The organism is Paracoccus homiensis (assembly GCF_900111675.1).
Lineage (GTDB): Bacteria > Pseudomonadota > Alphaproteobacteria > Rhodobacterales > Rhodobacteraceae > Paracoccus > Paracoccus homiensis.
Map to the genome: position 1 here is coordinate 36,456 of NZ_FOHO01000010.1, position 14,086 is coordinate 50,541.

At 63.2% G+C, this 14,086-nt stretch carries 14 protein-coding genes; 8 read left to right on the forward strand and 6 right to left on the reverse strand.

Features of this window, described 5'->3' with window-relative positions; genetic code table 11:
• Positions 1–163: 163 nt before the first annotated feature.
• Genes cyoA through BMX67_RS13510 form a run of 5 tightly spaced genes read left to right on the forward strand, consistent with a single transcriptional unit; the run spans position 164 to position 5,088 of the window.
• Positions 164–1,351, forward strand: coding sequence for a ubiquinol oxidase subunit II (gene cyoA / locus BMX67_RS13490; RefSeq protein ID WP_245739453.1), 1,188 nt, complete (start codon positions 164–166; stop codon positions 1,349–1,351).
• Between the two features lie 13 nt (positions 1,352–1,364).
• A complete protein-coding gene (gene cyoB / locus BMX67_RS13495) occupies positions 1,365–3,368 on the forward strand; it encodes a cytochrome o ubiquinol oxidase subunit I (protein ID WP_090735956.1) in 2,004 nt (667 codons plus the stop codon).
• A 3-nt stretch (positions 3,369–3,371) separates the two neighbouring features.
• Complete coding sequence (gene cyoC, locus BMX67_RS13500; RefSeq protein ID WP_090735959.1) at positions 3,372–3,986, forward strand: cytochrome o ubiquinol oxidase subunit III; 615 nt, start codon at positions 3,372–3,374, stop codon at positions 3,984–3,986.
• A complete protein-coding gene (gene cyoD, locus BMX67_RS13505; RefSeq protein ID WP_090735961.1) occupies positions 3,986–4,357 on the forward strand; it encodes a cytochrome o ubiquinol oxidase subunit IV in 372 nt (123 codons plus the stop codon). Before cyoC ends, cyoD begins: the two co-directional genes overlap by 1 nt.
• Complete coding sequence (locus tag BMX67_RS13510; protein WP_090735964.1) at positions 4,354–5,088, forward strand: SURF1 family protein; 735 nt, start codon at positions 4,354–4,356, stop codon at positions 5,086–5,088. Before cyoD ends, BMX67_RS13510 begins: the two co-directional genes overlap by 4 nt.
• Here BMX67_RS13510 and BMX67_RS13515 read toward each other — a convergent pair.
• A complete protein-coding gene (locus BMX67_RS13515; RefSeq protein ID WP_090736116.1) occupies positions 5,003–5,956 on the reverse strand; it encodes a LysR family transcriptional regulator in 954 nt (317 codons plus the stop codon). The genes BMX67_RS13510 and BMX67_RS13515 overlap by 86 nt on opposite strands.
• 105 nt (positions 5,957–6,061) lie before the next feature.
• On the opposite strand from BMX67_RS13515, the gene BMX67_RS13520 reads away from it, so the two are divergent.
• Positions 6,062–7,261 carry an acyl-CoA dehydrogenase gene (locus BMX67_RS13520; RefSeq protein WP_090735965.1) on the forward strand — a complete coding sequence of 400 codons (1,200 nt, stop codon included), beginning with the start codon at positions 6,062–6,064 and terminating at the stop codon, positions 7,259–7,261.
• A complete protein-coding gene (locus BMX67_RS13525) occupies positions 7,254–8,399 on the forward strand; it encodes a CaiB/BaiF CoA transferase family protein (protein WP_090735968.1) in 1,146 nt (381 codons plus the stop codon). Before BMX67_RS13520 ends, BMX67_RS13525 begins: the two co-directional genes overlap by 8 nt.
• On the opposite strand, the gene BMX67_RS13530 is transcribed toward BMX67_RS13525, so the two are convergent.
• The 4 genes from BMX67_RS13530 to minC all read right to left on the reverse strand — a co-directional run bounded on the left by BMX67_RS13530 (position 8,396) and on the right by minC (position 11,264).
• On the reverse strand, positions 8,396–9,301 hold the full coding sequence (locus BMX67_RS13530; RefSeq protein WP_245739454.1) for a DMT family transporter: 906 nt from the start codon (positions 9,299–9,301) through the stop codon (positions 8,396–8,398). The two genes, BMX67_RS13525 and BMX67_RS13530, sit on opposite strands and share 4 nt — an antisense overlap.
• 92 nt (positions 9,302–9,393) lie before the next feature.
• Positions 9,394–9,666, reverse strand: a complete 273-nt coding sequence (gene minE, locus BMX67_RS13535) for a cell division topological specificity factor MinE (RefSeq protein ID WP_090735971.1) — start codon at positions 9,664–9,666, stop codon at positions 9,394–9,396.
• Positions 9,667–9,668: 2 nt separating this feature from the next.
• Complete coding sequence (gene minD, locus BMX67_RS13540) at positions 9,669–10,487, reverse strand: septum site-determining protein MinD (RefSeq protein ID WP_090735974.1); 819 nt, start codon at positions 10,485–10,487, stop codon at positions 9,669–9,671.
• Between the two features lie 24 nt (positions 10,488–10,511).
• Positions 10,512–11,264, reverse strand: coding sequence for a septum site-determining protein MinC (minC, locus tag BMX67_RS13545; protein ID WP_342707921.1), 753 nt, complete (start codon positions 11,262–11,264; stop codon positions 10,512–10,514).
• A gap of 254 nt (positions 11,265–11,518) precedes the next feature.
• On the opposite strand from minC, the gene BMX67_RS13550 reads away from it, so the two are divergent.
• Entirely contained in the window at positions 11,519–13,021 is a 1,503-nt protein-coding gene (locus BMX67_RS13550) for an AAA family ATPase (RefSeq protein WP_090735980.1), read from the forward strand.
• Here the strand turns inward: BMX67_RS13550 and BMX67_RS13555 are convergent, their stop codons facing one another.
• Positions 13,022–14,071, reverse strand: coding sequence for a TAXI family TRAP transporter solute-binding subunit (locus BMX67_RS13555; RefSeq protein WP_090735982.1), 1,050 nt, complete (start codon positions 14,069–14,071; stop codon positions 13,022–13,024). It abuts the gene before it with no gap.
• Between the last annotated feature and the right edge of the window lie 15 nt (positions 14,072–14,086).

Genomic DNA, 14,086 nt, shown 5'->3' on the forward strand with positions numbered 1-14,086 from the left:
CCGCGACCATGATAGAGCAATACAGCAAGTGTGTGACATAATGTCTGTGGCAAATTGTCTTATACCAGTCAGGGGTGGTCCGGGGTAGTGAACCGTCCCATCCAAGCGAACAGTGCGTGTCATTACACACAGGGACACGGGAACCATGCGTAACATGCCGAAAATGCCCACCGCGATCGCGCTGGCATCCTCTTTTCTTTTTCTGGGCGCCTGCAAGCCCGTCGTTCTGGCCCCGGCCGGCGACATTGCCGAGCGTCAGAAAGACCTTCTGATTGCCTCTACCGGATTGATGTTGATCATCATTATCCCGGTCATGGCCCTGACCGTCTGGTTCGCGTGGAAATACCGCGCCTCGAACCGCGATGCGACCTACGATCCCAACTGGGACCACTCGACCAAGTTCGAACTGGTGATCTGGTCGGCCCCGCTGCTGATCATCATCTGCCTTGGCGCGCTGACCTGGGTGGGAACACATCTTCTTGATCCCTACCGACCGCTGGACCGCCTGAGCGAATCGCAGGATATCGCCGAAGATCACGAACCCTTGAAGGTCGAGGTCGTCGCGCTGGATTGGAAATGGCTGTTCATCTATCCCGAACAGGGGATCGCGACGGTCAACGAACTGGCCGTGCCGATCAACCGCGAGGTCGAATTCAGCCTGACCGCGTCTTCGGTGATGAACGCCTTCTACATCCCGGCCATGGCCGGCATGATCTATGCGATGCCCGGTATGGAAACCAAGCTGCACGGCGTCTTCAACAACGAGGGCGAATATCAGGGGCTGGCCTCGCATTACTCGGGCGCGGGCTTTTCGGGGATGCGCTTCAAGGCGCATGCCACCGACGAGGCCGGGTTCGAGGAATGGGTGCAGAAAGCCCGCGACGGGGACACCGCCCTGACCCGCGAGGAATATCTGCAACTGGAAACCCCCAGCGAGAATGTGCCCCCGCGTCGCTATGCCCGCGTCGATCCCGAACTGTTCGACCGCGCCGTGAACATGTGCGTCGAGGAAAACAAGATGTGCATGGCCGAGATGATGGCCATCGACGATCAGGGCGGACTGGGTCGGGAAGGCATGCTGAACATTCAGCCGGTCACCGATGACAAACATGCCCGCCGCGGCACCAAACCGGTTCTGGGTCACACGCCCTTCAACGTGGTCAGCATCTGCAACCCGGCCGAGGCCGCCGCGATGTTCGCCGACCTGGGCACGGACGAGCCGGTCGAACGCCGGGGCCGCGAGATCATGCAAAGCCGCGCGCTGCCGATCCCGACGACGCTGTTCCAGCGCCTGCAAGACACCACCATCCGAGACGCCCGGGCAAGCGGCGCCTCCGAACAGAAACTTTGAACGGAATTTCGCGATGGCCGTACCTGCCAATGTCGAGACCACTTTCCTGTTTGGTCGCCTGACCCTGGACGCGATCCCCAAGGATCCGATCGTCTGGGCCACCTTCGTCGTCGTCGCCATCGGCGGCGCGGCGCTGGTCTGGGCGCTGACCAAATACCGCCTGTGGGGCTATCTGTGGCACGAATGGTTCACCTCGGTGGACCACAAGAAGATCGGGATCATGTACATGATCCTTGGCCTGATCATGTTCGTGCGCGGCTTTGCCGACGCGATCATGATGCGATTGCAGCAGGCCCTGGCCTTCGGCGGGTCCGAGGGCTATCTGAACGCGCACCACTATGACCAGATCTTCACCGCCCATGGCGTGATCATGATCTTCTTCGTGGCGATGCCCTTCGTCACCGGGATCATGAACTATCTGGTGCCCTTGCAGATCGGCGCGCGCGACGTGTCCTTTCCGTTCCTGAACAACTTCTCGTTCTGGATGACGGCAGGTGGCGCGATCATCGTCATGGCCTCGCTGTTTCTGGGTGAATTCGCGCAGACCGGCTGGTTGGCCTTTCCGCCACTGTCGGGCCTGCACAAAAGCCCTTATGTCGGTGTCGATTACTATATCTGGGGCCTTCAGGTCGCGGGGGTCGGCACGACCCTGTCGGGGATCAACCTTCTGGTGACGATCCTGAAGATGCGCGCGCCGGGCATGACCATGATGAAGATGCCGATCTTCACCTGGACCTCGTTCTGCACCAACATCCTGATTGTCGCCTCGTTCCCGGTCCTGACCGCGACGCTGGTTCTGCTGACGCTGGACCGCTATGTCGGCACGAATTTCTTCACCAATGACCTTGGTGGCAATCCGATGATGTATATCAACCTCATCTGGATCTGGGGCCACCCCGAGGTCTATATCCTGATCCTGCCGCTGTTCGGCGTGTTTTCCGAGGTCACCTCGACCTTCTCGGGCAAACGGCTGTTCGGCTATACCTCGATGGTCTACGCGACCGTCTGCATCACGGTCCTGTCCTATCTGGTCTGGCTGCACCACTTCTTTACCATGGGGTCGGGCGCGTCGGTGAACTCGTTCTTCGGGATCACCACGATGATCATCTCGATCCCGACGGGCGCCAAGATCTTCAACTGGCTGTTCACGATGTATCAGGGCCGAGTCCGGTTCGAACTGCCGATGATGTGGACCATCGCCTTCATGCTGACCTTTACCGTCGGCGGGATGACAGGAGTTCTGCTGGCCGTGCCGCCCGCGGATTTCGTTCTGCACAACTCGCTGTTCCTGATCGCGCATTTCCATAACGTGATCATCGGCGGCGTGCTGTTCGGCAGCTTTGCGGCGATCAACTTCTGGTGGCCCAAGGCATTCGGGTTCCAGCTGAACCAGTTCTGGGGCAAGGTCAGCTTCTGGTTCTGGGTCGTCGGCTTCTGGGTTGCCTTCATGCCGCTTTATGTCCTGGGCCTGATGGGCGTTACGCGCCGGATGCGGGTCTTTGACGACCCCAGCCTGCAAATCTGGTTCATCATCGCGGGCATCGGCGCCGTCATGATCGCCATCGGTATCGCGGCCATGTTCGTGCAGTTCGGCGTCTCGATCTGGAAACGCAACGAGAACCGCGACCTGACCGGCGATCCGTGGAACGGGCGCACGCTGGAATGGGCCACCTCGTCGCCGCCGGCGCATTACAACTTTGCCTTCACGCCGGTCGTGCACGGTCTTGACGCCTATGCCGACATGAAGGACGCCGGTGCCGCCCGCGGTCAGGGGAAATACCTGCCGATCCACATGCCGCGCTATACCGGGTCCGGGGTCATTCTTGCGGGCCTGTCCACGGTCTGCGGCATGGCCCTGATCTGGTATGTGTGGTGGCTGGCGGCGCTGTCCTTCATCGCGCTTGTCGGCTACGCGATCTACCACACCTTCAACTATGACCGGGATTACTATGTCCCCGCCGAAGAGGTGCGCCTGACCGAAGAGGCGCATGCCCGGCAGATGGCACAGGGAGCCTGATCCATGAGCACGCCCAGCACTCAGCCCGCCGCCTATTGGGAGGTCGAGCCGCATCACCACGAGGATGGCGCATCGACCAACATAGGCTTCTGGGTCTATCTGATGAGCGACTGCCTGATGTTCGCGGTTCTGTTCGCGACCTTCGGGGTCCTTCATGGCAGCTATGCCGCAGGCCCCGGCCCCAAGGAACTGTTCGATCTGGAACTGGTGGCGCTGAACACGGCCTTCCTGCTGTTTTCCTCGATCACCTATGGTTTCGCGATGCTGTGCATGGCGCGCGACGATCAGCGCGGCACGTTGCGCTGGCTGGGGATCACGCTGGTTTTCGGCCTGCTGTTCCTGGCGGTTGAACTGTACGAATTCCACCACCTGATCCATCTGGGCGCCGGCCCGCAGCGATCGGCCTTCCTGTCGTCCTTCTTCGCGCTGGTCGGCACCCACGGCCTGCACGTGGCCTTCGGCTCGATCTGGCTGGTGACGCTGATGGTGCAGGTCAACCGCAAGGGGCTGATCCCGGCGAACAAGCGGCGGCTGTCCTGCCTGTCGCTGTTCTGGCACTTCCTCGACGTGATCTGGATCGGGGTGTTCACGCTTGTCTATCTGATGGGGATGATCTGATGTCGGCACATTCGCATGACCATGACAGCCACGACCACGGCAGCTTTCGCGGCTATGTGACCGGCTTCGTCCTGTCGGTGATCCTGACCGCAATTCCCTTCGCGGTGGTGATGGGCGGCGGTTTCGACAGCCGCGCGCTGACCGTATTGGTGGTGATCGGCTGCGCCATCGTTCAGGTTCTGGTCCACATGGTCTATTTCCTGCACATGAACAGCCATTCCGAAGAGGGCTGGACCCTGATCTCGACCCTGTTCACGGTGGTGATCGTGGTGATCATGATCGCGGGTTCGCTTTGGGTGATGTTCCACCTGAACACCAACATGATGCCGCAGATGAACCATGACCTGCTGCCCATCGGGCCGCAATCATGACGGATCGGCCCCGCTCTCGGGCGGGGCTGGTCGCCCTTGGCGTGGTGGCGGCCTGCCTTGTCCTGATCCTGGCTGGTCTGGGCGTCTGGCAGGTTCAGCGCCTGCATTGGAAGACCGACCTGATCGCCCGGACCGAGGCGCGGCTGGCCGGTCCCGTCCAGAATGCCCCGGCCCCGGAGGACTGGGCCAAACTGGCCGCCGATGACGAATACCGCCGCATCACCCTGACCGGCCAGTACCGGTTTCAGGACGAGGCGCTGGCACAGGCCGTCACCCAGTTCGGCGCAGGCTTCTGGGTGATGACGCCGCTGGAAACACCGCAGGGTTGGATGGTCTGGGTCAATCGCGGCTTCGTGCCGCAGGATGCCCGCGACCCCGCCGACCGCAGCCAGCCGCAAGGCGACCAGCAGGTCACCGGGCTGATGCGCATGTCCCAACCAGATGGCGCGTTTCTGCGATCGAACGATCCGGCCAATGACCGCTGGTATTCCCGCGACACAGCCGCGCTGGCGCAATCGCGCGGGCTGGACCGTGCCGCGCCCTATTTCATCGACCGCGCCGATGACCAATCCGCCGATCTGCCGCGTGGCGGATTGACCGTGGTTCAGTTCCGCAACAGCCACCTGTCCTATGCGCTGACATGGTTCACGATGGCGCTCGGCCTGGCTCTGGCGTCGGGCTATCTGCTGCGCCGAGAGTGGCAGAAAAATCCGTCGCGATCCGATCCGTGATCCAGTCGCGAAAGGCGGCAATCGGTTTCAGCCCCGATTTCGCCTGCGGCCATGCCAGCCAATATGCCCCGGTCCCCGTCACCGCACGGCGCAGGATCGGGCGCAGGCGCCCTTCCGCGATCTCGATCTGGGCCAGATAATCCGGCAAAAGCGCCACCCCCAGCCCCGAAATCGCCGCCTGGATCATCATTGAAAACTGATCCATCCGCATTCGGTTACCCTCGCCCGGCGGCTGCCCGCCCTGCCCCGCAAACCATGCCGACCACGCCGTCGGGCGGGTTTCCAGCTGCAACAGGGTCAGCCCCGCCATATCGCCGACATCGCGCACCGGATGATCCGCCAGCAGCGCGGGCGCCGCACAGGCCGTCACCCCTTCGTCGAACAGTTTGACGTGGTCCGCACCCGGCCAGTCGTCGCGCCCGAAATAGATCACCGCGTCATAGGGTTCGACATCGAAGCTGAACGGCTTGAACCGCGTCGACAGATTGACCGAAATTCCGGGATTGGCCGACAGGAACTGTGGCAGGCGCGGCGCAAGCCAGCGGGTCGCGAAGGTCGGCAGAACCGCCAGATCCAGCCCGCCACCATCCGGATTCGCGATCAGCGACATCGACGACCGCTGGATCAGGTCCAGCGCCTGACCGATATCGCCCGCATAGCGCCGGGCCGCCTCGGTCGGGATCAGGCGTTTGCGGTGGCGCAGGAACAATTGCTGGCCCAGCTGCGTCTCTAATGTCTGGATCAGTCGGCTGACCGTGCTTTGCGTCAGGGACAGATCATGCGCCGCGGCGGTGACCGATCCGCTGCGCATCACCGCATCGAAGGCCAGCAGCAGGCTGAGATTGGGCAGGAACCGCCGGACACGCATCATTCATCCCATACATGAACTAATGTGGATTATCCGTTTTTAGCCCCGCTTGCCAAGCGTTAGAAGTTGCCTTCAGAATGACGTGACCCGTCAAGGAGGATTCAGATGTCCACGAAATCGCACAAGGGCGCAGCTTTTACCTGGGACGATCCGTTCCTGCTGTCGGACCAGCTGAGCGAAGAAGAACGCATGATCCGCGACAGCGCGGCCGCCTTTGCCGCCGAAAGCCTGGCCCCGCGGGTGCAGGACGCCTATCTGAACGAACATACCGACCCCGAAATCTTTCGCGAGATGGGGGCCGCCGGAATGCTGGGCGTCACCGTCGCCGAGGAATATGGCGGCGTCGGCGCGTCCTATGTGTCCTACGGGCTGGTTGCGCGAGAAATCGAACGCATCGACAGCGGCTATCGCAGCATGGCCTCGGTCCAGTCGTCGCTGGTGATGTTCCCGATCGAGGCCTATGGCAGCGAGGAACAGAAGCACAAGTTCCTGCCGAAACTGGCATCGGGCGAGTTCATCGGCTGTTTCGGCCTGACCGAACCTGACGCGGGATCCGACCCCGCCGGGATGAAGACCCGCGCGAAAAAGACCGAGGGCGGCTATGTCCTGAACGGGTCCAAGATGTGGATCAGCAACGCCCCCATCGCCGATGTCTTCGTCGTCTGGGCAAAATCCGAGGCGCATGGCGGCAAGGTACGCGGCTTTGTTCTGGAAAAGGGGATGAAGGGCCTGTCCGCCCCCAAGATCGGCGGCAAGCTAAGCCTGCGCGCCTCGATCACCGGCGAAATCGTCATGGACAATGTCGAGGTCGGCGAAGACGCGCTGTTGCCCAATATCGAAGGCATGGGCGGCCCGTTCGGCTGTCTGAACCGTGCGCGCTATGGCATCAGCTGGGGCGCGATGGGCGCGGCCGAGGATTGCTGGTTCCGCGCCCGCCAATACGGTCTGGACCGCCATCAGTTCAACAAGCCGCTGGCCGCAACGCAGCTTTATCAGAAAAAGCTGGCCGATATGCAGACCGAAATCGCGCTTGGCCTGCAGGCCAGCCTGCGCGTCGGACGCCTGTTCGACGAAGGCAAGTTCGCGCCCGAGATGATCTCGATAGTCAAGCGCAACAATTGCGGCAAGGCGCTGGATATTGCCCGCACCGCCCGCGACATGCATGGCGGCAACGGCATTCAGGTGGAATATCACGTGATGCGCCACGCCCAGAACCTGGAAACCGTGAACACCTATGAGGGCACGCACGACGTGCACGCCCTGATCCTTGGTCGCGCACAGACCGGGTTGCAGGCCTTTGGCTGACGCGCCGCTGAAAGGGCTGAAGGTCGTCGAGCTGGCCCGCATTCTGGCCGGTCCATGGATCGGTCAGACACTGGCCGATCTGGGCGCCGAGGTCATCAAGATCGAGGCGCCCGAGGGCGACGACACCCGCCGCTGGGGCCCGCCCTTCATCGAACGTCCCCGCGCCGATGGCAGCAACGAAACCGTCGCCGCCTATTTTCACGCGGCCAATCGCGGCAAACGCTCGGTCACCTGCGATTTCCGTGATCCCGCGGATCTGAAGCGGCTGAAAGGCTTGATCGATCAGGCCGATGTCGTGGTCGAGAATTTCAAGCTTGGCGGCCTTGCGCGCTTCGGGCTGGACTATGACAGCCTGTCGGCACGCAATCCGGGGCTGGTCTATGCCTCGATCACGGGGTTCGGGCAGAACGGTCCCCGCGCGGCGCAGCCGGGGTATGACTTTCTGATCCAGGGCATGTCGGGCGTCATGGACCTGACCGGAGAGCCGGACGGCGAGCCGCAAAAGGTCGGCGTCGCCTGGATCGACATCTTCACCGGCCTTTATGGGGTGATCGCCGTCCAGGCGGCACTGGCCGAGCGCGCGACATCGGGTCGGGGCCAGCATCTGGACCTGTCGCTGATGGATGTCGGCGTCACGGTTTTGGCCAATCAGGCGACGAATTATCTGCTGGGCGGTCAGGTGCCGCACCGTCTGGGCAACGCGCATCCCAATATCGTGCCCTATCAGCTGTTCCCGGCCAGTGATGGCCACCTGATCATCGCCTGCGGAAACGACCGCCAGTTCGCCGCGCTGTGCCGGGCGCTGGATCTGCCCGATCTGGCCGCCGATCCAGATTATGCCACCAACCCCGCCCGCGTCGCCAATCGCGCCGCGCTGGTGCCGCTGCTGACGCAGGCCACGCAGCTGCGCAGCCGGGCCGATCTGATCGCGGCGCTGGAACAGGTGGGCGTGCCCGCAGGCCCGGTCAATGACGTGTCCGAGGCGCTGGCCGATCCGCAGATCACCGCACGCGACTTGCAGATCGCGCCCGAGGGGATCGCGGGCCTGCGCAGCCCGATGCGGTTTTCCCGCAGCGACCTGGTGACAGACCGCGCCGCCCCCGCCCTGGGCGAAGGCGCGTGGCAGTTTCAGGACTAGCCCGCGCTAACCTTTTCGCGATGGAACACATAGACGCCCGATCCCAGAATGATCGCGGTCCCCAGCCATGTGATCGCATCTGGAAATTCCGAAAACAGCAAAAGCCCGACAAGGGTCGCGCCGACGATTTCCAGATATTGCAACGGGGCCAGCAGGCTGGCCTCGGCCTTGCTGAAGGCAAAGGTGATCAACAGGAAGGTCAGCGCCGCCAGAACCCCCGCAAAGGCGACCAGCCCCCAGACCCATCCCTCGGCCTGGGTCAGCGCCGCAGGCTGACGTCCCAGCAATGCCCCCGCGCCGCTTGCCAGAAGGAACCCCATCGCCGCAAAGAATGTGGCTCCGATCTGCAAGGCCAGCGGCGAACGGCTGCGCGTGGCACGCCGCAGGATGATCATGTTCAGCGCATAGGCCAGCGCCGCCAGAAACGGAAACAGCGCCACCGGCCCGAATACCGCGAAATTCGGACGGATCACGATCAGCGCCCCGATCATCCCGACCGCGACCGCCGCAAACCGGCGCGGTCCCGGACGTTCACCCAGAAGCGGCCAGGACAGAAGGGTCAGCAATAAGGGCTCGACAAAGAAGATCGCGATGGCGGTTGCGATCGGCATGACCGCGAAGGCGCTGACAAGGCTAAGCATGACGATCGCCAGACAGGCGCCCGAGGCAGCTGCCGCGCCTGAAAAGATCCCGCCTCGCAGCCGTTTGCGGTAAAGGATTGCGATCGGCAGAAAGAACAGCGCCTGCGCGGTGGTCCGCCAGACCGACACATCGAAGGGCGAAGCAACCGTCGTCAGGATCTTCGAGACCGCGTCGCCGATGGGCAACATCCCCATTGCCGCGATCATGGCGATCATGCCCAAGCGCATTTGCGGGTCAGGGCGGTCGATGGCATCTGTCATGGGCACCTCCTGCACCGGCGCTATCACGCTTTGCGACCGGCGTCAGGGGGATGTGAAACGGCCCGCGACATTTGCGCGGGCCATTCGGATTCTCAGTTCTGCGTGGCGGTCGAGGCCCCGCCTGTCGGCACCTCGATATTGATTTCCAGACTGGACAGGTCATCGCCACGTTCCAGACGGATATCAACGGCATCATCGGCCACCTTCAGGTGGCGGCGGACGACCTCCAGGATTTCCTTCTGCAGGATCGGCAGATATTCCGGGCTGGAACCACTGCCGCGTTCATGGGCCAGAAGGATCTGCAATCGCTCTTTCGCGGTCTGGGCGCTGTTGGCCTTGCGGGGACGAAACGAGAATCCGAACATGGTCAGGCCGTCCGCCCCATCAGGCGCTGCCACAGGCCGCGACGCTCGCCCACATCCATGCGGATCTCGATCTGTTCGCCCAGCAGGCGGCCGACGGCCTCGGTATAGGCTTTGCCGGCGGCGGATTTGTCATCCATCACCACGGGCATGCCCACGTTCGAGGCTTTCAGCACGGTCTGGCTTTCGGGAATGATGCCCAGCAGCGGGATGGCCAGAATGTCCAGCACGTCCTCGACGCTCATCATCTCGCCGCTAGCGCTGCGACGGTTGTCGAACCGGGTCAGCAGCAGATGCGCACGAATGGCCGAGCCGTCGCCGCGTTCAGCGATATGGGTCTTGCTGTTCAGCAGGCCCAGAACCCGGTCGCTGTCACGGACCGAGGACACTTCGGGATTGGTGACCACGATGGCCTCGTCGGCGAAATACATCGCCAGATGCGCGCCGCGTTCGATCCCGGCCGGACTGTCGCAGACGATATAGTCGAATTCCTCGCGCAGTTCGTCCAGAACCTGCTTGACGCCTTCCTTGGTCAGCGCGTCCTTGTCGCGGGTCTGCGAAGTCGGCAGCACAGACAGCGTGTCGATCCGCTTGTCCTTGATCAGCGCCTGCTTCAGCTTGGCATCGCCCTGAATGACATTGATGAAATCGAACACGACCCGGCGCTCGCAGCCCATGATCATGTCCAGATTGCGCAGACCCACGTCGAAATCGATCACGCATGTCTTGTGACCGCGCATGGCAAGCCCGGCGCTGACGGCGGCGGCCGAGGTGGTCTTGCCCACGCCGCCCTTGCCCGAAGTGACTACGATGACCTTGCTCACGAACCCATCCCCTTCGATCAGGTTTCAACCGATTGCTTCGATACGCAGGACGTCGTCCTGCAAATATGCCTGCACGTTCTTCTTGCGCATGTCCGCGGGCAGATCGTCACTGGTCCGGTAAAGACCGGCGATCGCCAGCAGTTCGGCATCAAGGCTGTGACAGAAGATGCGGGCGTTGTGATCGCCATTCACCCCCGCCATCGCCCGGCCACGCAGCGTGCCATAGACGTGAATATTTCCCGAGGCGATCAGCTCGGCCCCCGAGCTGACCGGCCCGACCACGACCAGATCACCGCGGTCGGCAAAGATGGTCTGGCCCGAACGGACCGGTTCGGTAATCAGCCGCGACGCGGGTTCTGGCGCCTTCTGGGCCGGCGTCTCGGCCTGGGCGCGCGGCGGGCGCTGACGGTCCAGCGGCTTGTCCTTGCCGCCGCTCATCGGGATCAGGCCCGCGCCACGCGCGGCCTGCATCTGCTGATCGGTGCCGTGCTGGATGCCGAACACCAGCAGGTTGCGCGACCGCATCTGTGCGACCAGCAGGCCCATTTCCTCGGAGCTGCCGAATCCGGCAGCGTTCTGCAGGTCCAGAACGATGGGTGCGCTGTCGAAGAACTGCGGCGTCTGCCCGATCTGGGTGTCCAGCGCCTGATAGAAAGCCGCGTCGGCGGGACCGGTCAAATGCACTGCGACGGCGGTGAAGAATCGACCGCGGATCTCGAATGGCTTGAGGGTCGTGACCCTTTTTGCCGGGTTTTGTTGCACTTGCTGTGACTGCACGCCTGCCTGCCTGCTTCTTGTTCGTCCGGGACTTTGCCGGGCGCCCTTTGTTTTCCGACTCCCTAAGCGTTTCGCGCGCTCAGGTCCACGCCTATTGGGTCAATTTTCCGATGTCGGCAAGGAAGCGCCGGTGATTTTCTGGCCGATCCGCGCAGAAATCGGGCAGGCCGTTCGGATGATAGACAGAACGGTTCATCCCGCTTAGGGTGTATGAAGGTGTCTGGTTACCGTGTTGCAGTTCGGGTCATGTCAGGATGAACAAACAGGTTCATGGCGACAGCTTTCTTGCCTTTCGCGAGGCCCCTGACCCGCGCATGTATGTCGAGGCCGCGACCCATCGCGATGCGCTGACCCACCTGATCCGTGCCGCCGAACGGGCGCGCGGGGTGACACTGCTGACCGGTCGGGCGGGGACCGGCAAGACACTGCTTCTGCGTGTATTGGCGACGCGGCTTGGCCGCGACCGGCTGCTGACGCTTGGCCAGAACGGCGCCGATGGTTCAGATCCCCTGCGCTGGATCCTGTCGCTGACCGGCCATGCCACAGCCGCTGACGACACCGACCTGACGGCCCGTGCGATGGCGGCGATAGGGCAAAGGTTGCTGGTCGTGGACGAGGCGCAACGACTTGACGACCTCGATCTGGATCAGTTGCGACAACTGGCCGACGGTCCGAACGCCGTCCCGATCATCCTTGCCGGGCTACCCGATCTGCCTGGAAGGCTGGCCGCGCCATCATGTGCCGGATTTCGCGCATTGATTACCGATCGCAGCGTGCTGGAACCGCTGAGCGCGACGGAAACCGAAACCTATCTTGCCCATCGTCTTGTAAAAGGCGAGGGCAACCCCGGCTTCGATCAGGCGGCGGCCGCACTGATCCACAGATCTGCCGCAGGCATTCCGCGCCGTATCAACCAGATCGCCCAGCAGGCCATTTTCGAGGCGCTGACAGAAGGCCGAACCCGGATCGACGCCGCGTTTCTTGATCGCTGCATCCGGACCCCGTTCTGTCTGTCCCCGCCAAGACCCGCGCGGCCTGCCGACAGCCCCGCCGCATCCGAACCCGCGCCAGCACCCCGGCCACGCTCAGCACCGCCGCCCGCCAGACCCCCGAGACGCCTTGCACGACCCGCCGCCCTTGTGGTGCTACTGGCCATCGGCACCGGGGCCTATTTCGGGCTGTCGTCCCCTTCGCCCGAAGCGCCCCTGCCCTTCACGGCACCGCCCGTCGGCATCGTCCCTGCCGCGGATGCCGCGACCCTGATGGAACGGGCATTGGCAGCCGAGACAAGCGCCCCGACGCAAGCCGCGTTGCTGTATGAAAGCGCCGCGCTGCTGGGCGACGACCGCGCGGCCTATTTTGTCGGGCAACTTCATGAAACCGGGCTTGGGGTGCCGATGGATCTGACGCGGGCGCGGGCCTGGTATCAGCAGGCTGCCGGGGTGGGCGGCGCGCAGCGACGGCTGTCGGCCCTGCCCCAGGCCGACCCGGTCGCCACACCCTCGGCAGCAACGGTCGTGCAGCAAAGCCTTTATCCGGATGGCCGGTTGCAACTGCATTGGCAGGCGTCCGCCGCGCGTTTCGTCGTCGAATATGTGATGGCCGGCCAGCCCGACACCGTCCTGCGCCATGAGACCGATCTGTCCGCCGCGCTGTTGCCGGGGCCGATCAGCCGCTGGCGCATCCTGTCGCAAGGCCCCGATGGAACCACCGTCGCCGCGACTGGGTGGAGCGCCGCCGCCCCACCCCCGCGATGATCAGCACCCCATCACGGCACAGATGCTGCGGCGATATGCGGCATTCGCATCGCTTTCGCTGTCGCTGACGGCGGGCACAGGCGCGGTGCAGTTGATCTCATATCCCGGATCGATACCGCGATTGACGCAGGCACCGATATCCCAGCCGGGCGGGATCGCGGACAGATCGACCGATTTCCATTTGGGGTGGCCGGTCTCGCGCAGATCCTCCAGCTTGGTCAGGATCAGGCCCGACAGATCGGACACCGCATCGCAACTGGCGCGGTGATAGGCGTTGCGGCGCATTTCATATTCATAGGTCATCAGCACGGCCTTGACCGCGACCAGACCAACCGGCTGTGTCTGGAAGTCATAGGTGCCGGCCGGGATCTCGCCAGGGGTGTAGACGGTGCGCAGCGTGTCATTGTTGATGGGCAGCAGGTGGAACCGCTCGCCATCAATATCGCCATCCGCGAACAGCGAAGCCGGGGCACCGGCCACATAGAAGAACGCGTCCAGCTGTCCGGCCTTCAACTGCTGCAAACCCTCGGCCGGGCTGATCTGCAGCTTTTCGGCAGGCTCGATCCCGGCCAGAGACAGCATCAGCGAGGCGGTCAGAAAGGTGCCGCTGTTCTCGACCCCGATCGCGACCCGCTTGCCCGCCAGATCGTTGAAGCTGGCGATGTCGCGGCTGCCAAGGATGTGCACCTCTTCGTCGTAAAGCGGAAAGGCAATGCGAACCCCGGTGATCGCGCGGGCGACGGCGGGGTCTTCACTTGCAAAGGTCTGCATATATTCCAGAACGTCGCTTTGAACGATGCCGAACTGCGTATTGGGCCGCTGCCGCACGCCAAGAAAATTTTCCAGAGAGCCGGCGGATTCGACCACCTCGACCTGCTGCCCGCACTGGGCCATCAGCGTCTGCATGTCGCGACCGAACTGAATATAGGTCCCGGTGGGCGATCCGGTCATGATGCTGACCCCGGTATCCTGTGCCGTGGCGGGCTGGGTCATGGCGGCGGCGAACCCCGCCACAAGGACCAGACGTCGCGCAAGTTTCAAAACAGTCATGGCGCTTTCCCCTTC

What these genes read in the sequence shown, in the direction of transcription:
- cyoA (WP_245739453.1), top strand. Translation starts at nt 164, where the DNA reads ATGCCCACCGCGATCGCGCTGGCATCCTCTTTTCTTTTTCTGGGCGCC.
- cyoB (WP_090735956.1), top strand. Translation starts at nt 1,365, where the DNA reads ATGGCCGTACCTGCCAATGTCGAGACCACTTTCCTGTTTGGTCGCCTG.
- cyoC (WP_090735959.1), top strand. Translation starts at nt 3,372, where the DNA reads ATGAGCACGCCCAGCACTCAGCCCGCCGCCTATTGGGAGGTCGAGCCG.
- cyoD (WP_090735961.1), top strand. Translation starts at nt 3,986, where the DNA reads ATGTCGGCACATTCGCATGACCATGACAGCCACGACCACGGCAGCTTT.
- BMX67_RS13510 (WP_090735964.1), top strand. Translation starts at nt 4,354, where the DNA reads ATGACGGATCGGCCCCGCTCTCGGGCGGGGCTGGTCGCCCTTGGCGTG.
- BMX67_RS13515 (WP_090736116.1), bottom strand. Translation starts at nt 5,956, where the DNA reads ATGCGTGTCCGGCGGTTCCTGCCCAATCTCAGCCTGCTGCTGGCCTTC.
- BMX67_RS13520 (WP_090735965.1), top strand. Translation starts at nt 6,062, where the DNA reads ATGTCCACGAAATCGCACAAGGGCGCAGCTTTTACCTGGGACGATCCG.
- BMX67_RS13530 (WP_245739454.1), bottom strand. Translation starts at nt 9,301, where the DNA reads ATGACAGATGCCATCGACCGCCCTGACCCGCAAATGCGCTTGGGCATG.
- minE (WP_090735971.1), bottom strand. Translation starts at nt 9,666, where the DNA reads ATGTTCGGATTCTCGTTTCGTCCCCGCAAGGCCAACAGCGCCCAGACC.
- BMX67_RS13550 (WP_090735980.1), top strand. Translation starts at nt 11,519, where the DNA reads ATGAACAAACAGGTTCATGGCGACAGCTTTCTTGCCTTTCGCGAGGCC.
- BMX67_RS13555 (WP_090735982.1), bottom strand. Translation starts at nt 14,071, where the DNA reads ATGACTGTTTTGAAACTTGCGCGACGTCTGGTCCTTGTGGCGGGGTTC.